This window comes from Ruegeria sp. CE9, assembly GCF_056537425.1.
In genome coordinates, this window is sequence record NZ_JBQFRO010000010.1 from 41,529 (window position 1) to 62,484 (window position 20,956).

Here is a 20,956-nt window from a genome sequence, read left to right on the forward strand (position 1 = left end):
TTACCTCACCGCGCCCGCTGCTTTTAGTTTCTGGTACTTCTCATCATTAAACCACCAGAAGTCAAACTGCCCGACAGCCAGCGGGGGCAATTCTTCGGGGTGTTCGAACATATCGTAATAAGCGACCCATGTATCCGATACATAACCAGTTGGAACCTGGATACGCAGATACCGCAGCACGCGGTCTAGAGACTTTAAAGCGGCGACTTCTTCTTCGCGTGATTTCGTTTCCAAAGACGCATCGATAATCGCATCGACCAGCGGGCTCTGCAAAGATTGCGGGTTGTAGGACGACACAACCGCCGTCTCTGCACCATAGGCCTGTTTGAGACCGGTCCCTGCCTCAAGGAAAGGCTGGTTGCGGAAAAAGATCATGTCGAAATCTTTGTCATAATAGCGCTGAATCCATTGCGCACTGTCGATCTTTTCGACTGTCACAGCGATCCCAAAGCTTTCCAGATTTGAGGCGTAGGTCGTCACAATGGCTTCTGCGGTATCAGACGACGACGCATTGAGCATGATCGTGATTGCAAGCGGTTTACCCTCGGCATCTTCTAGCTTGCCGCTGCTTGAAACTGTCCATCCAGCCTCTTCGAACAATTTCAGCGCGGTGCGTTTGTTTCGGCGGTCAACCGTCCTGCTCGGGTTAGAGGTATGGGCGCGCACCGCCTCCTGAGTGAAAATTTCTTCGGGCACCAAATCGCCAAGTGACCGCAAAAAGGCTGTTTCCATCTCATCGGGTAGGCCATCGGCTGCCACCTCTGAGTTCTCAGAGAAGGAATGTCGCTGCTCGGTCAAGTCAAACTGCAGCGATTCAGAGGTCCATTCAAAGTTGAATGCCAGACCCAATGCCTCGCGAACCTTGATGTCGTCAAAGGGCGCGCGCTGCATGTTGAAGATGAAACCGGAAGGCGATGGCGGGGTCATCACGGGAATGCTCTCACGCTTTACATACCCGTTCTGAACAGCGGGGAAATCATAGCCCGTCGCCCATTTCTTAGTGCTTCCTTCTGCGCGGAACGTGTAAATCCCCGCCTTGAACGCTTCGAACTCGGCCGCATCGTCGGCAAAATACTCGACCCGGACCGTTTCAAAATTGTGGCGGCCAACATTGATCGGTAAATGCCAGCCCCAATAATCCGGGTTGCGGCGGTAGACGATGTAGCGGTTTATCTCATAGTCATCCAAGACATATGGGCCACTCCCCATCGGGGTCACAAGGCTTTGCTTGTCCAAGCGTTCGCCGGTCTTTTCGTACCAGGCTTTGGAGAATACGGGCGTCCCGCCGACCTGCGAGATGAGTGACCTGCGCGAGATACCATCAACGAAATTGTACTTGATCGTATGATCATCGATAATCTCATAGCCTTCGATGCGCTGCTTGACGGCGCGGGCGTAGCTTCGGATTCCCTGCTCAAGAAACAGATCATGGGTGAAGGCGGCATCATGAGCTGTAAGAGGCGTTCCATCCGCAAACTGCGCCTCGGGGCGCATGTAGAAAATGCACCATTCCTTGGTGCTTGGGTATTCAACGGATTTCGCAAGCAAACCGTAGGATTCGGTGATTGAATCCGCCGGAGAAGCCGAGCCAAAGGGACTATCGCCGAACATACTTTCCGCGATCAAGCCTGAGTATAACCCCGCTTTGCCCTGCCAGTTAAAGCGATTCATTCCATCAAAGGTTCCGCGCGACGATACCGATATCTCACCGCCAACCGGTGCGTTTGGATTCACATAGGCAAAATGTTTGAAGTCGGGTGGATACTTGAGATCCCCAAAGAACGAGTAACCGTGCGCTTTGATGATTTTACCATTCGCGTCGCCCGCTGCCATCGCACCATTTAGGGGGGGAGCCACCGCGGCTAGCGCGCTTCCGCCTAACAACTGCAGAGCTGTTCTTCGCTTCATACTCGTCAGCGACGATTTGGTGCGGTTATTAGGCATGCCTACCTCTCCTTGAGACCTTCGGACGTCTTAATGTGCGCAAGCCTTGCTAAAAGACCAACACTTACTGTTGCAAGTTTAGAATGCGTGAACGCTTTGTGAAGTTCTTCTCAGACAAAAAATTAAAGCCGCTGCACGAGGCAACGGCTTGAAATCTTGCAAATCTGATCAACAGATCAGTTGCCGATGGTCTGCAGATACGCAATCAGATCGGCGCGTTCTTCTGGTTTTCTCAGCCCGGCAAAGCTCATCGATGTGCCCGAAATATAGGCGTTGGGGCGTTCAAGGAAGGCATCCAGTGCTTCTGGTGTCCAGTTGCCACCATGCGCTTGCATGGCCGGTGAGTAGCCTGTGAATCCCTTAGCTGATGCAACGGGGCGGTCTACAATAGCGTATAGATAAGGGCCCGTGCCGTTTGCACCATCTTCCAGCTTGTGGCAGGCTGTGCATTTGCGGAATACGCGTGCGCCTTTTTCGGGGTCGGCTGCGGCCAACATATCTTCAAAGACCACTTCTTCACCGTCAGCGCTTTCACCCGAGCTTTCGGTTTCGATAATGTAAGAAGCTTCGGCATGGTGGCTATCGCTGCTATACAGGATATCCGCCCCCCATTTTGCCAGAAGCAGCACAAGGAAGGTGCCAAACAGGCCGGCTGCGGCCTTGGTAACTGTCATCGTGTCGAACATTTTGATCGCGAGTCCACTTTAGCTGTCTTGGGGGTGTCTAAGGCTTCCCCTAAGAAGAGGCAAGGTATAGACACCGCGACGAAACGCCCAATTCAAGAACTTGTTGCACGGAAACGACCAAATGACCAATCGCATAGCATTTCAGGGGGAACCCGGCGCTTATAGTCACGAGGCCTGCCGCAATGCGCGCCCGGATATGGATGCCCTACCCTGCCGCACTTTCGAAGATGTGATCGAATCGGTGCGATCCGGCGACGCTGATCTGGCAATGCTTCCGGTGGAAAACACCACTTATGGCCGTGTCGCAGATATTCATCGCCTGCTGCCACACAGCGGGCTGCATATTATCGACGAAGCCTTTGTGCGCGTGCATATCAACCTGCTGGGAGTACCTGGCGCCACGCTGGATGACATCACAGAGGCGCACTCTCACCTTGTCCTTTTGCCGCAATGCGCGGGTTTTTTGAAACAGCACGGCATTCGGGGCCGCGTAAGCCCAGACAACGCCCGTGCGGCGCGTGAAGTGGCCGAAATTGGTGACAAAAATTCCGCAGCTTTGGCGAGCGAACTGGCGGGAGAAATCTATGGCCTGAATGTACTGGCCCGCCACATTGAAGATCATGGTGATAACACAACGCGCTTTCTGGTGATGTCGCGCGAGGCCGATCAAACGCGACGTGGCGAGCACGGCATGATCACCAGCTTTGTTTTTCAGGTGCGGAACATTCCGGCGGCCCTGTACAAGGCGATGGGTGGGTTTGCCACCAACGGTATCAACATGACAAAGCTGGAAAGCTATATGGTTGATGGTTCGTTCACTGCGACCCAGTTTTATGCCGACATCGTAGGCCATCCGGATGATCGAAACGTAAAGCTGGCGATGGACGAGCTTGAGCATTTCACGACCAATGTCGAAGTTCTTGGGGTGTATCCGGCTGCGCAGCCTCGGGGCTAGAGTGTGCAATTGGTTAGCCGCCTCAAGAGAGTGGCCCAGAAAGACTTTACCGCTGTGCTTTTTCTGTGGTGAGATGATCCGCGACCTTTAGAAGGCCTTTTCAGATCGCGTCGGGCTAGAGGCAGATCTAACTGTTCCCCATGCGAAAAACTTTGCAGACCGCGCCGTCCATCCGTCGGTGTCCCTGAAACCCATGGCCTCGTAATAACCAAGCCCCTCTTCGTTTTCGTCCCCGATCGTCGCGTCAATGGCCGGCAATTCCTTTTGCCGAGCTGCCTGCAGAGAGACGTCAAACAACGCGCGGCCAACCCCGCGCCGGGCCGCGGCGGGTTTTATATGTGTCCCAATGATGCCCCAACCGACGGCGACACCGTAAAGGTCGTTTTCGGTGGCAAGTTTCAGGGATTGAAATCCCAACACCTCTCCGTTCGGAGCAACAGCGACGCAGCACCGAATACGTTCGGGATCACTGATGTAGTGCGCCAAAGCAAATGCAGCATCGCTGGGTTTGGTCCGCTTTCCGGCGGCGGCAAGAGTGCTTAGAACCTCGGATATGCCTTCGGCATCTGATTCGACAACATTTCGTATGATAGGTTTCTCAAAGCTGCTCATCAATTAGATCGCTGTTAGACACCGTGCAGGTGCCGCTCTTCCATATCCCGTGCGAATTCGCTGAGACGGGTTTGAAACTGACGCCGAAACCGGGATTGACCCAACTTCAAGGATTGAAGCAATAACCGTGCGGGTAGCGTTTTAGCACCCATTGACGTCTCTATTCGCAAGCGGGTCCGGCGCTGCGACAGGGCCAAAAGCTCGATCACTGTGTCTCCGTTCATTCCCTTGCTGCTTGACTGAAACCGCATCAGGGAAGGCTGATCACATTCTGTCATTTCGATCGTGATCTGGCGAGGTTTCCCGCGTATTTTGAACTCGGTCTCCCAGGTGTTTCCAACCTGCGGCAAAGCAGAGCCCACCACACGCCGCACATCAACCCCGCGCCGCAAGGCCATGCGTTCAAAGCGCTCAAAATCTGACACCATCGCAAAAACCGAGTCGATTGGAACTTCGATATCTTCCTGCGCTGAAAACTGCATGTTTGTATTTCTCTGCCCTAGATGGGGTTCAGTTTCTCGTCAGTCCAATGTGTCTGCAAGCCAGTGTTGCAACAAAAAATGCGCAATCGCACCTTTCCGAGCGGGCAGCAATTTTGGATGATCACCCGCAAAGGCCTGCATCATCTCGGTCCGGGTGACCCACATCGCATCCTCGATCTCTACGGGATCAATCTGAATATCCCGTGAAAGCGCCTCACCAGCACAGCCAAACATCAGCGATGCGGGGAAAGGCCAAGGTTGGCTGGCGAGATAGTGTACTTGGCCCACTGGCACCCCGGCCTCTTCCATCACCTCGCGGCGAACGGCGGCCTCAAGCGTTTCGCCGGGTTCCACAAACCCAGCCAGCAGCGAATACATACCTTCCGGCCAACCCGGAGAGCGCCCCATCAGCACTGAATTACCATGTGTGATCAGCATAATGACCACAGGATCAGTACGTGGGAAATGCTGCCCACCGCACGCCGGACAACTTCGTTGCCACCCACCCTGAGTCATCTCGCTGCGGGCACCGCACCGGGCGCAAAACTTGTGTGTCTCATGCCAGCCGATTACCGCCTTGGCGGTCGCGGCAAACTCCGCATCCCGCGGGCTCAGCCGCGTCATGATGCGCCGCAACTCGGCAAACACATGGCCTTTGGGCAGATCGGGGTGTTGTTGTTCGGTTTGATCCACGAAATTCCCGACGCCGGACAGATCCAACCCCTCAGCCGTCCAATCCGAGATGTCCATCGCGAAAACCGGCGATCCATCCTCGGAGTTTCCAAGCAGAATCGGCGTGCTGATCACGCCCGTCAGGCCCTGCTGAAAGATTCTGTGCTTGAGGGGCAGCAATGCAAGCTTGTCCAGCGCATCGCCCTCAACCAACAGTTTGCCGCGCCAAAGCAACAGACACGTGGCCGCAGGATCGCTGCGGGCCTGTTCCAATTTGTCCGAATCGCCCCGCAACAACCCTGCCCGATCCAATCCCGAGCCACCAAATGTCACCTGTTCTGCGCGTATCATGCCTGTCGTTCCTGAGTGCTGGGCAAAGGGCTGCCACGTCAATCCCGAGGGCGCAACGGGTATTGCTTAAATATTTTTTCCCCTTGCCGCGGAATGACCGCAGCATTGCCCCGGAAAATGCACTAAGTCCACCACATGGTGAAACCGTTACTTCAAAGACTGCCAGAAGTTGAAAATATTGAATTCCAAGCAATTAATGCACCAAAATCTTGATCCCGATGCCGTCACACAGGTTCGGATTCTTGCAACCTCAGACCTACACATGCATCTGACGTCACATGATTACTATTCAGATCGCCCTGCCCCGGCCCTTGGATTGGCGTGCACCGCCAGTCTGATCCACGAGGCACGCAATCAGGCCCAGCGAGAAGGCAAGCTCGTGCTGTTGTTCGACAATGGCGACAGCCTTCAAGGCACACCATTCGGTGAGTGGGCAGCCGAGGCTGCATCTGATGCCCATCCATTGCCTCAGGCGTTCAATGCTTTGGGCTATGACGCGGTTGGATTGGGCAACCACGATTTCGGATTTGGGCTGGACCTCGTCAATAGCGTCGCGAGCCAGAGCATCTGCCCAGTGGTCTGCAGCAATTTGCGGACCCTGGACCTAGCTCAGGGCTGGGAAGCATATTCAATCTTGCAAAGAACCGTCTCGCTGAATGGCCGGAAAGTCCCGATCCGCATCGGGGTATTGTCTGTCTTGCCACCCCAGACAGCTCAATGGGAAGCACATATGCTGCAAGGTCAGGTCGATGTGACCGACATTCTGATCGCGGCAAAACACGCTGCACAGGAGCTTCGCAAAACGGGTTGTGATCTGATCATCGCGCTTGCGCATACCGGATTGGGTTCGGCAAAGGCTGAGCCAGAAATGGAAAACGCGATCATCCCACTTGCCGAGATGCAAGAGATTGATGCGATCGTTGCAGGCCACACCCATTTGACACTCCCCGGCAAGGCGCACGCGGGATATCCGTTTGTCGACAGCGAACAGGGGCTTGTTCATGGGACGCCCGTTGTCATGCCCGGTTGGGCCGGCTCCCATCTGGGAGTCATCGATCTGATGCTTGCGCGGAACAATGAGGATTCATGGCACATCACTTCCAGCCATGTCGAAGCGCGGGCGGTCAAGCAATCAGAAGCGGCAGCGCCCGAATGCCCAAACATCGCAGGTCTTTTTAACAAAGGCCATATCGCGACGCTCAAAAGAGTTGCCAAACCTGTGGGATCAATCCCGCACGCGTTGCACAGCTATCTCTCGTACTGCGTTCCCGATCGGGGGTTGGCGCTGATCGCCGCAGCACAGGCGGCAGCTGTGCGCCCCCATTTGGTCGATACTGATTGGGCAAATCTGCCCGTCCTGTCCGCAGCGGCCCCGGCGAAGTTTGGAGGTCGAGCCGGAAACAAGTATTACACCGACATCCCGGCGGGAGAGATTTCGGTTCGTCACATCGCTGATCTAAGCCTCTTTCCCAATGAACTACGTGCGGTGTTGGCAACGGGTGCTCAGATTCGCGACTGGCTTGAAATGTCAGCTGGGGTATTCAAGCAGCTTTCCTCTGAGCACCTGGTCAATCTTGCTGATGCTCAACGTCCTGGCTTTAACTTCGATGTTTTGCATGGGGTGACGTACCAGATCGATCTTTCTCAATCTGCCCGTTTCGATGTGATTGGGCGGTTGATTGATCCGGCGCATTTCCGGATTCGAAATCTGAACTTTGATGGGCAACCGATCAAGTCAGACCAAAGATTTGTTGTGGCCACCAACAACTATCGTGCCAACGGTGGTGGCCATTTCGCGATCGCTAAAGAGGCCCGAATTATAGACCTGCCACCGCTGAGCATACAAGACATCCTGTGCCAATACGTGGCGGACACCGCACCACCTGATCCTTTGGAAAATGCGCCGCGCCCCTTTACCTTCGCGCCAAATCAAGGGCGAGGTGCGATTTTGACCACGGGACCGGGTGCACGAAACTATCTTGATGAGCTTGCAGAGTATCAACCTCGCGTTCTGCCTGACGATTCGGATGGATTTATGCGTATCCAGTTGGCTTTCTGACGGGTTGCCATTTTCAAGCACTACACCTATATGAGCGGTGAGAGGTTGGCGCGGGCGAGCGCCTCGCCAACCTGGTCAGGTCCGGAAGGAAGCAGCCACAACGAGCCCCGCTTGGGTCGATGTCCAACCTCTCACTTGGAACCTATCAGCCGCAGGAGGGCGTTTATGAGTGTAGCAATGACCCTTCGGGCAGACCGGTTCTGATCCTTTCAGATCGACTGACTGCCTGAACACATCACCAGCGGATGCGCGACCGCCATCCGGTGGGATTGCTGTTTCTGATCACAGGCAGACCTATGTTTCTTTCCTTATCGGACCTCGGATGGTCCTCTCACTTTGCGGCTCAGCACGCGGCTGATCCGTCACTCTTGCCGTTCCGCGTTGCAAGCGTACATCGCGATCGGCTTGTCGGGCTGCGCCCAGAAGGCGAAACGCTGTTGTTATCACCCGATCACTCAACCGGAGCCTATGCTGTCGGAGATTGGGTTTTAGCGGATGAAAGCGCGCGTATAATCCGCACTCTGGACCGGCGCAGCCTTTTGCAGCGTCGAGCCGCAGGCACGGGTGCCTCTGCGCAGCTGATCGCGGCGAATGTCGATGTGCTATTCATCGTCAGTTCGTGTAACGCCGACTTCAGCCTGCCCCGGCTGGAACGCTATCTTGCCTTGGCCCATCAGGCAGGCTGTTATCCGGTGATCGTGCTGACCAAGTCAGACATTTGCGACGATGCGCGTGTTTATGTTGATCAGGCCCAATCGCTTGGCCAATTCCTGACGGTTTTGGCGATCAACGCCTTGGATCGCGCTGATATCGAACAGGTGTTATCCTGGTGCCCGAAGGGGCAAACCAGCGCGTTGGTCGGATCGTCCGGCGTTGGGAAAACGACACTTGCCAACGGCATGACAGGCCGGGATGAGGCGACCGCGGGCATTCGTGAAGATGACGCGCGCGGCAGGCACACGACAACCGCGCGCGCTTTGCACCAAATGCGCAACGGTGGCTGGCTGATCGATACGCCCGGAATGCGCGCGCTGCGATTGCTGGACGCGCAGGAGGGCGTGGACGAGGTGTTCTCGGACATCACGGATCTTAGCCGGAACTGCCGTTTCTCGGATTGTCAGCACGATTCTGAACCCGGCTGCGCGGTACAATCTGCAATCGAAACCGGTGAACTCAATCCCGCGCGGCTAGACCGCTGGCGCAAGCTGCGACGCGAAGACCAGCACAATTCAGCGACCGTCGCTCAGGCGCGCGCACGTGACAAAGCGTTCGGCAAGATGGTTCGCAGCGTGATGACCGAAAAGAAGTCTCGCAAAGGGCTTTGAAAGTCTGGGCACCGGCCTCCGGTGCCCAGTACATTCAGGCGATCAGCCGGGGCCAGACCGCCGCATTGCGCCGTGCGAAGGCGCCGATATGACCAACCTGAGACAGTCCAAATTCACTTGGTGAGAGCAGATGCCGCTGCGCATCGGTCCCGTACAGGTCAGCAAGCCACCAGACCGCTTTGGGCGGCACGACCTGATCATCTACAAAGGCAAACAGATCAACCTGCTTTCCGTATTCTGCCCAACGGTTTGCGGGCAGAGTCGTTCCGATTTCTGGCACATAGCTCTGAGGCGCGGTGCACCACTTGCGCCATTGCCAGTACACTTGCGCTGGCAGGTTTGGGCCAAAACCCACGGCCTTTCCCGGAAGATACCCAAGTGCCTTGACCGCCAAGGGTGCGTGCCCATACCAGAACAGCGCTGCCAACGCGCGGTATGGCCAGGGATGATCCTTGAACGTCACCAGACCAGAACATACACAGATCATCCTGTCGACCTGTTCGATATCGGATTGGAGCGGGCCAAACATACCGCCCAATGAATGACCAATGCTCCAAAGCTTTGCCCGAGGAAACCTGCGCCGCATCTCAGCCCGGGCAGCGGGAATATCGATCAACGCCCAATCGGCCATGGTAACATCCGATCGCTTCTGCGATCCCGATAGCGAGTTTCCGAAATCCCGATAATCATACGTCAGGCACGCCATGGCGTGCTCTTCCGCAAGCCATCGCGCGAAGTGTTGATAGTATTCCCTGGGCACTCCGGTCGCGCTGTTGATGACAACTGCCGTTTCAGGTTCGGCCATCGGGCGGTAAAGCCGAGCCGACAGCATTGCCGGTCCGGACCGAAACTCGAAATCTTCGGTCGCAATTGCCTGCTGAGTGTCCAACATGGTGCCCTCCGAAATCATCTGAACTGATCAGTTCAGCATGAGCCGCCCAAGTCAAGGTTGACGTAGCTGGACCCTGCGTCATGTGCCGGATGCAATCTTCTTGACTCGGGCCCGGCACAGCCGCTAGCGATGACATGATGGTTCTCGCGCCCATTCGGGCCGGGATGAAAAGGGAACACGGTGCGGTTCTGCCCGGAATAACCGGAATGAACCAAGGCCGAGACTGCCCCCGCAACTGTAAGCGGCGAGCGATGTCGAAATGCCACTGGCCATTAAGGCTGGGAAGGTCGGCAAAGCAATGACCCGCAAGTCAGGAGACCTGCCATCAAATGAAACTGAAACTCGGGCGGGGTGTCCGGGCAGGGCCAGACTGCATAATTGCCGTCCCTCCTGACCGTCGCCCCGACCAGCGCGGAGGGCGCATAATGATCTGGAAGACCAACACGCACGAATTCTCGGCAACAATTTGCCAACGGACCGGTAAAAACTGCCCTGCCCTGGCACAAATGGCGCGGGCACTGGCGGCTTCAATGGCAAAAGTCGGTCCAACAACAACGGCAGGATTCGAAATCGAAGGAAGCTGTGATCTGGCACATTGCGCGGGCGGGTGCACGGCGCGTTTTCGCGCTTGTCCAGACGAAATTCGGGTATTCTGCGACGCGGATGCAGACACCTCAATCAAATGTCTTGATGACTATGCTGATTTGCTTTTTGGCAGTGACATCGACTCGGTTCCCGCAAGCCTCATGTCGCACCCACCATGCGCAATGCTTGAGGCGATTGCCCTCACGAATGGGACCCGCGCGCCAGAGGAATTCCGCCCATCGGCCTGAGCGCTAATCGCCCGCCAATACGCTGGCTGGCGCAGTCGCCCAGCGCATCTGCGCGTCCGTCTCAACGGCACATGGACGCAACGCACGAAGCCTTTTTAGTGCTGTATCAGGGTGTTCCCCACACTCGACCATTATGCGCAGTACAGCCATACCCGACCGGCCGCATCCGCCCTTGCAATGAACCAATACCCGCCCGCCGCCAGACAGTGCGTGGCGGGCCGATTTACTGGCCTGTTCCCATCGTTCGCTTACGTCCTGAGTCGGAATACCGTAATCCTCGACCGGCAAGTGAACCCAGCGGCAAGCGCGATCGCGAACATCCGAGCCAAAATCCCGAGCGCCATCAAGGATCATCTCGACCTCGGTCGCCATTGACAGGATCAGACCCGGTTTCCATCCGGCCACAGCATCCAAATCGCCGATATAATCTCCGCCCCGTCCGGGCATTGAGGTTAGCGCAAGAGATCCGCCACCAACCTGTAGTGCATGGATAACCAATTCAGACATTCTACGCTCCCCCCGAAACGCGGATCAGAAAATCTTTTTTGCTGGTCTCAGACCGTACGATATTAACCGGGTCCGCCGACAATCCAAAATGAAAATCGCCTCGGCTTGCTGTGGACGCGGGCGGCGGGGGCCTCTACGCTGCGTCGGAACACGAATCCGACAGAGCAGACATGACCGAAACGCCCAGCCCCGCCTACCAGGTTCTTGCCCGCAAATATCGCCCTGAAACATTCGCCGATCTGGTCGGTCAGGACGCGATGGTGCGCACGCTCAAAAACGCGTTCGAGGCGGACCGGATCGCGCAAGCCTTCATCATGACCGGCATTCGGGGCACCGGTAAGACCACCACTGCCCGGATCATCGCCAAGGGTATGAATTGCATCGGTCCGGACGGAAATGGCAACCCGACAACCGAGCCCTGCGGCCAATGCGAACACTGTGTTTCAATCATGGAAGGCCGCCATGTCGACGTGATGGAGATGGACGCCGCCAGCCGGACCGGCGTAAATGATATCCGCGAGATCATCGATAGCGTCCGCTACCGCGCCGCCTCGGCCCGCTACAAGATTTACATCATCGACGAGGTTCACATGCTCTCGACCAGCGCTTTCAACGCGCTGCTCAAGACGCTGGAAGAACCACCCGAACATGTGAAGTTCATCTTCGCGACCACCGAGATCCGCAAGGTGCCGGTGACCGTCCTGTCGCGCTGTCAGCGCTTCGACCTGCGCCGGATCGAGCCCGAGGATATGATCGGCCTCTTGCGCAAGATCGCCGAGTCGGAAAAAGCTCAGATCGCCGACGACGCACTGGCTCTGATCACCCGCGCCGCCGAAGGATCTGCGCGGGATGCAACGTCACTGCTGGATCAGGCGATCAGTCACGGGGCGGGTGAAACCAGCGCCGATCAGGTGCGCGCTATGTTGGGTCTGGCCGACCGGGGCCGTGTTCTGGATCTGATGGATATGATCCTGCGTGGTGACGCGGCAGGAGCCTTGACCGAGCTTAGCGGGCAATATGCCGAAGGGGCAGACCCATTGGCGGTCCTGCGCGATCTGGCTGAGATCACCCATTGGGTCTCGGTCGTCAAAATCACCCCGAATGCTGCCGAAGACCCTACCGTTTCCCCGGACGAACGCGCCCGGGGTCAGCAAATGGCCGAAGCCCTACCGATGCGCGTTCTGACCCGCATGTGGCAGATGCTGCTAAAGGCTCTGGAAGAGGTCTCGGCCGCGCCAAACGCAATGATGGCTGCAGAAATGGCAGTGATCCGACTGACCCATGTCGCTGATCTGCCTAGCCCGGAAGAGCTGATCAAACGCCTGCAGGATACACCACAGCCACCCGGTGGTGGTCCGGGCAATGGGATTAGCGCGCCCGGTCCGGCAGGCGCGACCCCTCAGGCGTCGACCCGACCAGCCTATGCTTCAACGGCAAGTGGGACGGCAGGCGGGCCAACCGCTGCTCTAGCTCAGGACGTGCAGGCGGCGCTGGCGAGATACCCGACATTTGAACATGTGGTCGAACTGATCCGCGCAAACCGGGACGTGAAACTCTTGGTTGAGGTGGAAAACGGTGTGCGTCTGGTCTCGTACCAGCCTGGCCGGATAGAATTCACGCCCACAGACAATGCCCCGACCGATCTGTCTCAACGGCTGGGCGCATCGCTGCAGCGCTGGACGGGCAACCGCTGGGCCGTTTCGATTGTATCCGACGGCGACGCGCCAACGATTGCCGAGCTTCGCGATGCGGCCGAGTTTGAGCTTAAGGCCGAGGCCGAAAAGCACCCGCTGGTGCAAGCCGTTCTAAGCCATTTTCCGAAAGCCCGGATCAAAAACATCGAAACCCCCGAACAACGCGCGGCCAAAGTCGAGTCCGAGGCGCTGCCTGAGGTCGAAGACGAATGGGACCCGTTCGAGTAGGATTGACGCCCAATTGCAAAACCCAAACCCTCCCGCGCCCGCCACGGGCCATCGGCTGACGCCAATATCCCTGAGCGGTCTTGCCAAAGACCTTGACGACGGGCGGGAGCACTCTGACCTCTTGTGTCACGCAGTTACCCCCCGTATCTAAGCCTCAAACCGAATGACAGGAGAACAATAATGCTCAAAGGACTCGGCGGTCTGGGCGATATGGCCAAGATGATGAAATCCGCGCAGGATTTGCAGACCAAGATGACCGACATGCAGGAAGAGCTTAACACCATCATGGTTGTCGGCGAATCCGGTGCCGGTCTGGTCAAGGCGACAGCGACTGCAAAGGGTGAGTTGAAAGGTCTGGATATCGATCCCTCCATCTTCAACGGCGACGACAAGGAAGTTGTCGAAGATCTCATCCTCGCCGCCATCAAGGACGCTCAGACCAAAGCGGCCGAGCGGTCTCAGGCCGAGATGGCAAAGCTGACCGAAAGCATGGGCCTGCCCGCAGACATCAAGCTGCCGTTCTGATAGACACTCCTGACGACATCAAGGCCGGGCATCCCAGCCCGGCCCATTTGCAGGAGCAAACGCCGTGAGTTCGAACAGCGATATCGACAACCTGATCGATCTGATGGCCAAACTGCCCGGCCTTGGCCCTCGTTCGGCGCGCCGCGCGGTGCTGCACCTGATCCGCAAACGCGCCCTGCTGCTGACGCCTTTGTCGGACGTCATGCAGCAAGTCGCCGCCACCGCCCGTGAATGCCTGAATTGCGGCAACGTGGGCACCACTGATATCTGCGACATTTGCAACAATGAAGCCCGCGCAACCGGAGAGCTGTGCGTGGTCGAAGACGTCGCTGACCTCTGGGCGATGGAGCGCGCAGGCGTGTTCAAAGGCCGCTATCACGTGTTGGGCGGGACGCTGTCGGCACTAGACGGGATCGGCCCGGATGAACTGCGTATTCCCCGATTGAAAGATCGGGTTGTGGCGGAAGGCGTGACCGAGATCATCCTCGCCCTGAACGCCACTGTCGATGGCCAAACAACGGCGCATTACATCGCGGATCAGTTGGAGGGTCAGGTGCGCCTGACTTCGCTGGCGCAGGGTGTGCCGATTGGGGGGGAGTTGGATTATCTGGATGACGGGACCATTACGGCAGCGCTGCGCGCACGGAAAGAGATTTGAGCTAAACGCTAGGGCCGAGCCATCATTCTTTATCGAGAATGTCGTCCAGCTTCTCGAACGCTTGCTTCCATCCACCTTCGCCAGCACTTCCGGCAGGTACACCCCTATGGACCATTGTCATCCGAGTCCTGCCGTCCTGTTCGACTAGATCAATAATCACCTCGGTGATATCCGGACTTCCCTCGGGCATCCCCATATCTTTCGGCGACAGAATATTCCCATCCTCGTCGCACATACTCTCTGTGTAGACCAGCCGGGACGGTTCAAAGATTTCTTTGTATACGCCAGTGAACCACATTCTCATGGTGTTATCCGGCGTTTTCATTTCCATGCAGATCTTTCGTACACCGCCAACACGCAAATCGATTTCTGCTGTTGGCACCGAGAAACCCTTGGGACCATACCATCTCTGAAAAAGCACCGGATCGGTCCACATGCGCCAAACCCTTGTTGCCGGAGTCTGGAAATCATGGACAATGCGTACCCAGTTTTCTGCATCATTCATCTTTCAAATCCTTTATCTCGCTCAGTAGTTTTTCCATCGCTTCAAAACGAACCTCCCAAATGTGACGGTATTGGTCGGTCCAGTTTGCAATCGCTTCCAGAGGCTCAGGGATTAGTCGGCAGGGTCGGAACTGCGCATTTCGAGAACGCTCGATCAGCCCGGCTTCTTCCAAAACACGAAGATGTTTTGAGATTGCCGGCATGCTGACATCAAACGGTTCAGCCAGTTCTTTAACTGTTGCTTCACCTTGCGCCAATCGCGCCAGCATTGCGCGGCGTGCAGGGTGGGCAAGGGCGGCAAACGCAAAGTCTAGTCTTTCATCTTCGGTCATACGTCCACTAATAAACCAATAGGTTAATTAATCAACTGGTAAAATATAAGTGGCGATTGTCGAGCTAGTTGAAATCCTCGAATTCTCTTTGGAAGCGAATGGTTTGCGGTTACTAAGGGTCCGTACCACCCACGATTTGGAATGATCTGATGCACCGCCTGCTCGCCCTCACCTTCGCCGCCTTCACAGCGACCGCCGCCCTGTCGCAGGAACTCATCGACAAAGGTTTTGTCGAGGGCTGGAACATCATGATGGACCCCAATCTCGGAAATGGGTGCCTGATTCAAACGGTTTATCAGGACCTATCGGTCGTGCGGATCGGCTATGACGCGCTCGACAATCGTGGGTATTTCACCGTTTACAACAAGGCCTGGGGCGATATCAAACCGGGGCAGAGCTATCCAATCCGGTTTGAACTGGACGGCAAGAGCTTTGATGCCACCGCCATCGGGTTCAAGCAGGATCGCGTTCCGGGTGCGACGGTATTTTTCACTGACCGGAACTTTGTCACTTCGATTGCGCAGAACAAGACGATGACGGTTTACAACCCCGAGGGTCAGACCGTTATGGCGATCGACCTGAAAGGCACCGCCAAGGCGCTCGACTATGCGCGGGATTGTCAGAACAAAAAACTCTAACGAATCGGATCGAACACGGCGTCTTTGGCTGAGCAGTCTCGGATCACGTCGCGGCCACAGGGCACGGGTGCAAGATCACGGGACAAGCACATTCGGACCTCTTCGATATAGCCCTGCTTGCAAGTGATGGTGATCATATCGGGTTCAAGCGAGGGGTTGGCCTTGAGGAACGCCTCTTCGACCACCGAGGCAGGCAGTCTGACGGTCGCGTCCAGCTTGCGGAATACCTCGGGGCGCGTGACGCCCTTATAGGCCTGCCGCGACAGCGCAAAATAGTCGGCCGCGCTAAGGCCCGAGCAAGTTCCGTGCTTTTTCCATTGGTGCCACGCCAATCCGGACGAGCCTTGAATATCCTCCATTTCCCGGGTCATGCGACGCGTGGGCGGAGCCTCGGACGTGCGGCAATAGGAAGGCCAGCCCTGATGGAATTGCGGCCAGAGCCCATGCAATATCCACCCGTGATCGTGTCGCGCATCGCACTGATCCGAGCCACGCGCATCACCTTCGCGGGCGCACCAATTGGGCGACCAACTGAGCGATAGGACGTAGTAGTCAAACTTACCCGCCTTTTCGCCCTCGGCCATCGCAGCCACGGCGCTCAGCATCCACAAAACCACCCAGCGCATTCGCCTCTTCCCTTCTTACCGTGACGCGACTATATAGGCCCCAAGTTCCCCGACAACGGAAACCTGCCCCAAGACCACGGGGCCGCCGAATTCCGGCGACGGGACAGGTGTATTTAAAGGAGACGGGCTGATGGCAAAACCACTTATGGCCAAAGCAACAGCCGTATGGCTGGTGGACAATACCACGATCAGCTTCAAGCAGATCGCGGATTTCGTAGGCATGCACGAGCTTGAAGTGCAGGGCATTGCAGATGGCGATGTGGCGGCTGGTGTGAAAGGCTTTGACCCGATTGCCAACAACCAGCTGACGCAAGACGAAATCGATACGGCGCAGAACAATCCGCTGCACAAGCTGAAGCTCAAGTTCAACGCCGCTGCGGCGGGCGAGGAAAAGCGTCGGGGTCCGCGTTATACCCCGCTGTCCAAACGTCAGGACCGCCCGAACTCGATCCTGTGGCTGGTCAAGTTCCACCCCGAACTCAGCGATGGTCAGATCGCAAAACTGGTAGGCACGACCAAGCCAACCATCCAGTCGATCCGCGAACGCACCCATTGGAACATCACCAACATGCAGCCGATCGACCCGGTTGCTCTGGGACTGTGCAAACAGTCTGAACTGGATGCCATCGTGCAGAAGGCCGCGGCCAAGAAAGCCGCTGAAGGTGGGGTTATGAGCGATGACGAGCGCCGCAAGCTTGTGTCGACCGAACAGTCGCTCGAGATGGATTCGGCGCCCAAGATCCCGACCGCGATCGAGGGTCTGGAAACCTTCTCGCTGTCTGATGAGCCTGAAGCCAAGGAAGACGATGAGCCCATCATCGATGCGGATAGCTTCTTTAATCTGCCCAAAGGCGGCGGTGACGAAGAAGACGAAGACGATCTGCGTCCCTGATAGGCTGACAGCCTCGGCGCTCTAACGCCGGGGCCTTATCTTGGGAAAGCTGCATGCTTAGCATTCTGTCCACAATATTCGGACCGCATCGTGCCGTTTCGATCTATGTGTTCCTGAAATCCTGGTGGCTGGCCATCACAGGTGCCGTTGTGATGATTGCGATCGTCGCTGGTTTGCTGTTGCTGAATGACGACGGCAAACATGAGCACGAGGCGTTTCTAACCGTCGCGGTTTTGTCTGCCACACCAATCAACGGCGATCTCAAGAACGGGGTCATCGCTTCGGTGCGCTTACCAGATGGGTCTGCGGCGTCAATCAGCTCGACCGAAGGCCCCATTGCTCAAACAGTTGGCACCCAAGCCTGCATCGAGAAACGGGTTTTTGTGGAAAGCGGAGAGCCAAGATATCGGTTCAAACTGCCGCGATACTGCGAAGCAAGTTAAACGACTAAAACCGCCCAGCCATATCACCGGGCGGTTTTTTGTTCAGATCATCTGAAACACGATGCCTGCGATGATGGCCCCGCTAATGCCCAGCCCAAGATAGGTGACAAAGACGCGAGGTTTGACCAGCGACCATACCGCCGCCATCGCGGGGACTGAACTGACCGCCCCGGCCACCATGAAGGACATCGCAGCGCCCGCACTCATCCCCTGCTCCATCAGACCTGCCAAAAGTGGCGGTGCAACGTAAGAGTTCAGATAGGCGGGCATCCCGACCAAAGCGGCGATGACGATTGGCACCACACCTTCTCCGCCGACAACTTGTGCGATCAGGTCCGCCGGGACATAGCTGACCAGCAGCGCTTCGAGCACATAGGCAAAGGCCAGCCATTTGAGCAGGAACAAACCGTTGTGTATAAACTCGGCCCGGAAACGAGTGCGGCGGTCAGGGTCATTCCAGAATTGCCAGACGGGTTTGTCGTCCTTTTTTGGTCCGCATCCACAGCATCCAGCAGGTTTGTATTCGCGTAAGGGCTGCACGAAAGCACCCCCGCGCATTAGGGCACGTACGGCGAACCCACCGAAAAGACCCAATGCAACAGCGGCCACGGCTTTCCCAATCGCAAACGGCCAGCCCAGGGCGCCTGCGGTAATCAGCAGTGTCGGCGGATCGATCAGCGGTGAGCTGAGCCAGAATGCCATTACTGCCGATAGTGGAGCGCCAAGCGCCAAGAGGCCTGCGATGAACGGAATGACTTCGCAGGAACAGAACGGTGCCAGACCGCCAAAGAGCGCAGCGAGAAAGATCATCCGTGTCTCGCGCCCCTCAAATGCACGGGCGACCATCACTTCGGCCCCAGTCGCTTTGAGGTAGGACAGCAGCAATACTGCAAACAAGATGTACTGGCCCGTGTGTGCGAGCGCCTTTGCGGCAAAGCTTACAATTTCGGTCCAGTTGCCTGGGTCAACAATGGCGACAAGCGCCAGAATGACCACGATAAGAGCCCAAGGCGTCTTGATCAGGTCGATCAGACTTCTGGTCAGCGGCTTGGGGTTTTGTGTTAGCTCAGCCATCGTTTGCGGCCTTTCCAACTTCGTCTGCGCAGCATTCACTGAGGATGAACTGCGCCAAATTCCTTAACTCGTCAAAGCACGCCCGGTTGATCGTACTGCGCCCGATCTTCTCTTGTTCAACCACGCCGCCCGCGGCCAGAAACCGCAAGTGATGCGCAAGCGTCGAGGGCGCGATGCCTGTTCGTGACTGGATTTCCCCGACGGTCAGTCCCGCCTGCCCAGCACGGACGAGGGTCTTGAGGACCTTCAGCCGAGCCTCAGAACCCATGGCAGAGAAACCTGCGGCAGCTTCTTCCCACATCTTTTATCTCCATTAAACTAGATTTATAGTTATTTAGTTCAACCCACTTTCCGCGTCAACGGCCCATTTGACCAAAGCTCACCCCATGGAACTACACAGCGATAAGTCCAGATTGCCACCACCTTAAGTCCAACCTATAACCTTGCCATGGGTATTTCAGTCGACACCTTCTTTCTCGAACGGAATGGGCAAGGCACATTGCAGGCGCAGCTTCAACAGCTGATCGCCGAAGGCATCCTGTCAGGGCGATTTCATGTTGGAGAAAAGCTGCCTTCCTCCCGCAAGCTTGCCGCTCATCTGGGTGTCAGCCGAATAACGGTCACGCTTGCCTATACCGAGCTGCTTGCCAACGACTATCTCACGGCAAAAGGTCGGTCGGGATATTACGTTTCGGAAAACGCTCCGGTACCGCCAACCTATACACCGGTGCGACGCGACACCGAAGTCGTAGACTGGGATCGCGCCCTCGCACGTCAATTTTCGGACGGCGATATGTTGGCAAAACCCAGCAACTGGCGCGAGTATCGATATCCCTTTATCTACGGCCAGGTCGACCGGAAGCTGTTCGATCACGCGAATTGGCGACTTTGCGCGGTTCGGGCGCTTGGGCATAAGGACTTTGATTCTCTGACCGGGGATTATGTCGATCAGGACGACCCGCTGCTGATCGAATTCATCGCTCGGCACACCCTTCCGCGCCGGGGCATCGTGGCCCGACCCGAAGAGATTCTGATCACCCTTGGTGCGCAAAACGCCCTTTGGCTGGCCTCGCGGATCTTGCTGAACCGGGACCGAAGGGCTGCCCTCGAAGACCCCTGCTATTACGCCCTTCGCGATCTTTTGATCCACTCCGAGTGCAAACTTTCCTATTTGCCGGTCGACAGAGACGGATTGCCCCCGGACACGATCCCCGACGACACCGATGTGATTTTCACAACGCCCAGCCATCAATCACCGACCACCGCGACCATGCCTGTTGATCGCCGTCATGCCCTGTTGCGCCGGGCGCGTGAGCTGGACGCGATGATCGTCGAGGATGACTATGAGTTCGAGATGTCATTTCTCGGGGCCCCATCACCCGCGCTCAGGTCGATGGACCGGGACGGGCGCGTGATCTATGTAGGCAGCTTTTCAAAGTCGCTGTTTCCAGGGCTTCGCCTTGGCTACATGGTCGGGTCCGAGCCCTTCATCCGCGAAGCACGAGCACTGCGATCGCTGGTCTTGCGCCATCCTCCAGGTCACATGCAGCGCACAGCGGCCTATTTTCTGTCGCTGGGCCATTACGATGCCCAGATCAGGCGCATGTCCAAAACACTGCAGCGCCGCCGCGAAGTAATCGAAGAAGCGATCGGGCAGCATGGCCTGACGGTTGCGGGTCGTGGCATGCTGGGCGGGTCTTCGATCTGGATGCAGGCGCCGCCGCATGTCGATACCGTGAAGCTGACCCGGGACCTACAACGGCAGAGCGTGCATATCGAACCGGGCGAGGCGTTCTTTTCAAGCGAGGCCCGGTCGCGGAACTATTACCGGCTTGGATACTCCTCGATCACAAAAGATCGCATTGAACCGGGAATTCAACTGATTGCAGACGCAATCCGCCGTTTCTGAAATGGACTGGACTTAAACCGCCAGTGGTTCTGGCCCTAACGCCACAGTCACCTGTGAGCCAAAACCGACCAGAAAACTGGGTGCAAAACCCCCGTTCCATCCTTCTATGATTGGA

Annotated in this window: 23 protein-coding genes, 1 other RNA gene and 1 riboswitch; of the genes, 12 read left to right on the top strand and 12 right to left on the bottom strand. The window is 56.8% G+C overall.

Annotated elements, in window-relative coordinates:
- A complete protein-coding gene (locus ACR0B3_RS17425) occupies window positions 1–1,944 on the bottom strand; it encodes an extracellular solute-binding protein (protein ID WP_480810162.1) in 1,944 nt (647 codons plus the stop codon).
- Window positions 1,945–2,120: 176 nt separating this feature from the next.
- Window positions 2,121–2,630 carry a c-type cytochrome gene (locus ACR0B3_RS17430; RefSeq protein WP_170687030.1) on the bottom strand — a complete coding sequence of 170 codons (510 nt, stop codon included), beginning with the start codon at window positions 2,628–2,630 and terminating at the stop codon, window positions 2,121–2,123.
- A 121-nt stretch (window positions 2,631–2,751) separates the two neighbouring features.
- On the opposite strand from ACR0B3_RS17430, the gene ACR0B3_RS17435 reads away from it, so the two are divergent.
- Window positions 2,752–3,585 carry a prephenate dehydratase gene (locus ACR0B3_RS17435; RefSeq protein WP_480810163.1) on the top strand — a complete coding sequence of 278 codons (834 nt, stop codon included), beginning with the start codon at window positions 2,752–2,754 and terminating at the stop codon, window positions 3,583–3,585.
- An 87-nt stretch (window positions 3,586–3,672) separates the two neighbouring features.
- On the opposite strand, the gene ACR0B3_RS17440 is transcribed toward ACR0B3_RS17435, so the two are convergent.
- From ACR0B3_RS17440 to nudC, 3 genes are read right to left on the bottom strand one after another with little or no spacing between them, the layout of a single operon-like run.
- Window positions 3,673–4,197, bottom strand: a complete 525-nt coding sequence (locus ACR0B3_RS17440; RefSeq protein WP_480810164.1) for an N-acetyltransferase family protein — start codon at window positions 4,195–4,197, stop codon at window positions 3,673–3,675.
- Window positions 4,198–4,211: 14 nt separating this feature from the next.
- Complete coding sequence (locus tag ACR0B3_RS17445) at window positions 4,212–4,679, bottom strand: SRPBCC family protein (RefSeq protein WP_480810165.1); 468 nt, start codon at window positions 4,677–4,679, stop codon at window positions 4,212–4,214.
- A 39-nt stretch (window positions 4,680–4,718) separates the two neighbouring features.
- Window positions 4,719–5,702 (bottom strand): NAD(+) diphosphatase, encoded by a 984-nt coding sequence (gene nudC / locus ACR0B3_RS17450; protein ID WP_480810166.1) that lies wholly within the window; start codon window positions 5,700–5,702, stop codon window positions 4,719–4,721.
- Window positions 5,703–5,898: 196 nt separating this feature from the next.
- On the opposite strand from nudC, the gene ACR0B3_RS17455 reads away from it, so the two are divergent.
- The 3 genes from ACR0B3_RS17455 (at window position 5,899) to rsgA (ending at window position 9,086) form a co-directional block, all read left to right on the top strand.
- Window positions 5,899–7,761 (top strand): bifunctional 2',3'-cyclic-nucleotide 2'-phosphodiesterase/3'-nucleotidase, encoded by a 1,863-nt coding sequence (locus ACR0B3_RS17455; RefSeq protein WP_480810167.1) that lies wholly within the window; start codon window positions 5,899–5,901, stop codon window positions 7,759–7,761.
- Window positions 7,762–7,799: 38 nt separating this feature from the next.
- Window positions 7,800–7,898, top strand: an RNA gene (ffs, locus tag ACR0B3_RS17460) — signal recognition particle sRNA small type.
- Between the two features lie 159 nt (window positions 7,899–8,057).
- Window positions 8,058–9,086 (top strand): ribosome small subunit-dependent GTPase A, encoded by a 1,029-nt coding sequence (gene rsgA / locus ACR0B3_RS17465; protein ID WP_480810168.1) that lies wholly within the window; start codon window positions 8,058–8,060, stop codon window positions 9,084–9,086.
- Between the two features lie 34 nt (window positions 9,087–9,120).
- Here the strand turns inward: rsgA and ACR0B3_RS17470 are convergent, their stop codons facing one another.
- Window positions 9,121–9,978, bottom strand: coding sequence for an alpha/beta hydrolase family protein (locus ACR0B3_RS17470; RefSeq protein WP_480810169.1), 858 nt, complete (start codon window positions 9,976–9,978; stop codon window positions 9,121–9,123).
- 121 nt (window positions 9,979–10,099) lie between these two features.
- Window positions 10,100–10,319, top strand: a riboswitch (cobalamin riboswitch).
- A gap of 84 nt (window positions 10,320–10,403) precedes the next feature.
- Between ACR0B3_RS17470 and ACR0B3_RS17475 the strand changes: the two genes are divergently transcribed.
- Entirely contained in the window at window positions 10,404–10,811 is a 408-nt protein-coding gene (locus ACR0B3_RS17475; RefSeq protein ID WP_480810170.1) for a hypothetical protein, read from the top strand.
- 3 nt (window positions 10,812–10,814) lie between these two features.
- On the opposite strand, the gene ACR0B3_RS17480 is transcribed toward ACR0B3_RS17475, so the two are convergent.
- Window positions 10,815–11,318, bottom strand: a complete 504-nt coding sequence (locus ACR0B3_RS17480; protein ID WP_170687022.1) for a phosphatase domain-containing protein — start codon at window positions 11,316–11,318, stop codon at window positions 10,815–10,817.
- A gap of 170 nt (window positions 11,319–11,488) precedes the next feature.
- Between ACR0B3_RS17480 and ACR0B3_RS17485 the strand changes: the two genes are divergently transcribed.
- The 3 genes from ACR0B3_RS17485 (at window position 11,489) to recR (ending at window position 14,423) form a co-directional block, all read left to right on the top strand.
- A complete protein-coding gene (locus ACR0B3_RS17485) occupies window positions 11,489–13,240 on the top strand; it encodes a DNA polymerase III subunit gamma/tau (protein ID WP_480810171.1) in 1,752 nt (583 codons plus the stop codon).
- A gap of 180 nt (window positions 13,241–13,420) precedes the next feature.
- A complete protein-coding gene (locus ACR0B3_RS17490) occupies window positions 13,421–13,765 on the top strand; it encodes a YbaB/EbfC family nucleoid-associated protein (protein WP_039529126.1) in 345 nt (114 codons plus the stop codon).
- Window positions 13,766–13,829: 64 nt separating this feature from the next.
- Entirely contained in the window at window positions 13,830–14,423 is a 594-nt protein-coding gene (gene recR, locus ACR0B3_RS17495) for a recombination mediator RecR (RefSeq protein ID WP_480810172.1), read from the top strand.
- A gap of 22 nt (window positions 14,424–14,445) precedes the next feature.
- On the opposite strand, the gene ACR0B3_RS17500 is transcribed toward recR, so the two are convergent.
- Together ACR0B3_RS17500 and ACR0B3_RS17505 are read right to left on the bottom strand one after the other, a co-directional pair.
- A complete protein-coding gene (locus ACR0B3_RS17500) occupies window positions 14,446–14,928 on the bottom strand; it encodes an SRPBCC family protein (protein ID WP_480810173.1) in 483 nt (160 codons plus the stop codon).
- A complete protein-coding gene (locus tag ACR0B3_RS17505; protein WP_480810174.1) occupies window positions 14,921–15,259 on the bottom strand; it encodes an ArsR/SmtB family transcription factor in 339 nt (112 codons plus the stop codon). The genes ACR0B3_RS17500 and ACR0B3_RS17505 overlap by 8 nt, the downstream gene beginning before the upstream one ends.
- Window positions 15,260–15,408: 149 nt before the next feature.
- Here ACR0B3_RS17505 and ACR0B3_RS17510 point away from each other — a divergent pair, with 149 nt between their 5' ends.
- Window positions 15,409–15,897: a hypothetical protein gene (locus tag ACR0B3_RS17510; RefSeq protein WP_480810175.1), complete on the top strand. Its 489-nt coding sequence runs from the start codon at window positions 15,409–15,411 to the stop codon at window positions 15,895–15,897.
- Here the strand turns inward: ACR0B3_RS17510 and ACR0B3_RS17515 are convergent.
- Window positions 15,894–16,523, bottom strand: coding sequence for a ribonuclease T2 family protein (locus ACR0B3_RS17515; protein WP_480810176.1), 630 nt, complete (start codon window positions 16,521–16,523; stop codon window positions 15,894–15,896). The genes ACR0B3_RS17510 and ACR0B3_RS17515 overlap by 4 nt on opposite strands.
- Window positions 16,524–16,653: 130 nt before the next feature.
- Here ACR0B3_RS17515 and ACR0B3_RS17520 point away from each other — a divergent pair, with 130 nt between their 5' ends.
- Together ACR0B3_RS17520 and ACR0B3_RS17525 are read left to right on the top strand one after the other, a co-directional pair.
- Window positions 16,654–17,415, top strand: coding sequence for a DUF1013 domain-containing protein (locus tag ACR0B3_RS17520; protein ID WP_170687016.1), 762 nt, complete (start codon window positions 16,654–16,656; stop codon window positions 17,413–17,415).
- A 53-nt stretch (window positions 17,416–17,468) separates the two neighbouring features.
- Window positions 17,469–17,858, top strand: coding sequence for a hypothetical protein (locus ACR0B3_RS17525; RefSeq protein WP_170725070.1), 390 nt, complete (start codon window positions 17,469–17,471; stop codon window positions 17,856–17,858).
- A gap of 42 nt (window positions 17,859–17,900) precedes the next feature.
- Here the strand turns inward: ACR0B3_RS17525 and ACR0B3_RS17530 are convergent, their stop codons facing one another.
- Together ACR0B3_RS17530 and ACR0B3_RS17535 are read right to left on the bottom strand one after the other, a co-directional pair.
- Window positions 17,901–18,932 carry a permease gene (locus ACR0B3_RS17530; RefSeq protein ID WP_480810177.1) on the bottom strand — a complete coding sequence of 344 codons (1,032 nt, stop codon included), beginning with the start codon at window positions 18,930–18,932 and terminating at the stop codon, window positions 17,901–17,903.
- The gene (locus ACR0B3_RS17535; protein ID WP_170687013.1) at window positions 18,925–19,233 is read right to left on the bottom strand and encodes a winged helix-turn-helix domain-containing protein; all 309 of its coding nucleotides are present in this window, start codon (window positions 19,231–19,233) and stop codon (window positions 18,925–18,927) included. The genes ACR0B3_RS17530 and ACR0B3_RS17535 overlap by 8 nt, the downstream gene beginning before the upstream one ends.
- Before the next feature lie 147 nt (window positions 19,234–19,380).
- Between ACR0B3_RS17535 and pdxR the strand changes: the two genes are divergently transcribed.
- Entirely contained in the window at window positions 19,381–20,841 is a 1,461-nt protein-coding gene (gene pdxR / locus ACR0B3_RS17540) for a MocR-like pyridoxine biosynthesis transcription factor PdxR (protein WP_170687012.1), read from the top strand.
- The last annotated feature ends 115 nt before the right edge of the window (window positions 20,842–20,956 follow it).

Excerpts from the sequence above, each read along its gene's own strand:
- ACR0B3_RS17425 (WP_480810162.1), bottom strand. The coding sequence starts at position 1,944 with ATGCCTAATAACCGCACCAAATCGTCGCTGACGAGTATGAAGCGAAGA.
- ACR0B3_RS17430 (WP_170687030.1), bottom strand. The coding sequence starts at position 2,630 with ATGTTCGACACGATGACAGTTACCAAGGCCGCAGCCGGCCTGTTTGGC.
- ACR0B3_RS17435 (WP_480810163.1), top strand. The coding sequence starts at position 2,752 with ATGACCAATCGCATAGCATTTCAGGGGGAACCCGGCGCTTATAGTCAC.
- ACR0B3_RS17440 (WP_480810164.1), bottom strand. The coding sequence starts at position 4,197 with ATGAGCAGCTTTGAGAAACCTATCATACGAAATGTTGTCGAATCAGAT.
- ACR0B3_RS17445 (WP_480810165.1), bottom strand. The coding sequence starts at position 4,679 with ATGCAGTTTTCAGCGCAGGAAGATATCGAAGTTCCAATCGACTCGGTT.
- nudC (WP_480810166.1), bottom strand. The coding sequence starts at position 5,702 with ATGATACGCGCAGAACAGGTGACATTTGGTGGCTCGGGATTGGATCGG.
- ACR0B3_RS17455 (WP_480810167.1), top strand. The coding sequence starts at position 5,899 with ATGCACCAAAATCTTGATCCCGATGCCGTCACACAGGTTCGGATTCTT.
- rsgA (WP_480810168.1), top strand. The coding sequence starts at position 8,058 with ATGTTTCTTTCCTTATCGGACCTCGGATGGTCCTCTCACTTTGCGGCT.
- ACR0B3_RS17470 (WP_480810169.1), bottom strand. The coding sequence starts at position 9,978 with ATGTTGGACACTCAGCAGGCAATTGCGACCGAAGATTTCGAGTTTCGG.
- ACR0B3_RS17475 (WP_480810170.1), top strand. The coding sequence starts at position 10,404 with ATGATCTGGAAGACCAACACGCACGAATTCTCGGCAACAATTTGCCAA.
- ACR0B3_RS17480 (WP_170687022.1), bottom strand. The coding sequence starts at position 11,318 with ATGTCTGAATTGGTTATCCATGCACTACAGGTTGGTGGCGGATCTCTT.
- ACR0B3_RS17485 (WP_480810171.1), top strand. The coding sequence starts at position 11,489 with ATGACCGAAACGCCCAGCCCCGCCTACCAGGTTCTTGCCCGCAAATAT.
- ACR0B3_RS17490 (WP_039529126.1), top strand. The coding sequence starts at position 13,421 with ATGCTCAAAGGACTCGGCGGTCTGGGCGATATGGCCAAGATGATGAAA.
- ACR0B3_RS17500 (WP_480810173.1), bottom strand. The coding sequence starts at position 14,928 with ATGAATGATGCAGAAAACTGGGTACGCATTGTCCATGATTTCCAGACT.
- ACR0B3_RS17505 (WP_480810174.1), bottom strand. The coding sequence starts at position 15,259 with ATGACCGAAGATGAAAGACTAGACTTTGCGTTTGCCGCCCTTGCCCAC.
- ACR0B3_RS17510 (WP_480810175.1), top strand. The coding sequence starts at position 15,409 with ATGCACCGCCTGCTCGCCCTCACCTTCGCCGCCTTCACAGCGACCGCC.
- ACR0B3_RS17515 (WP_480810176.1), bottom strand. The coding sequence starts at position 16,523 with ATGCGCTGGGTGGTTTTGTGGATGCTGAGCGCCGTGGCTGCGATGGCC.
- ACR0B3_RS17520 (WP_170687016.1), top strand. The coding sequence starts at position 16,654 with ATGGCAAAACCACTTATGGCCAAAGCAACAGCCGTATGGCTGGTGGAC.
- ACR0B3_RS17525 (WP_170725070.1), top strand. The coding sequence starts at position 17,469 with ATGCTTAGCATTCTGTCCACAATATTCGGACCGCATCGTGCCGTTTCG.
- ACR0B3_RS17530 (WP_480810177.1), bottom strand. The coding sequence starts at position 18,932 with ATGGCTGAGCTAACACAAAACCCCAAGCCGCTGACCAGAAGTCTGATC.
- ACR0B3_RS17535 (WP_170687013.1), bottom strand. The coding sequence starts at position 19,233 with ATGTGGGAAGAAGCTGCCGCAGGTTTCTCTGCCATGGGTTCTGAGGCT.
- pdxR (WP_170687012.1), top strand. The coding sequence starts at position 19,381 with ATGGGTATTTCAGTCGACACCTTCTTTCTCGAACGGAATGGGCAAGGC.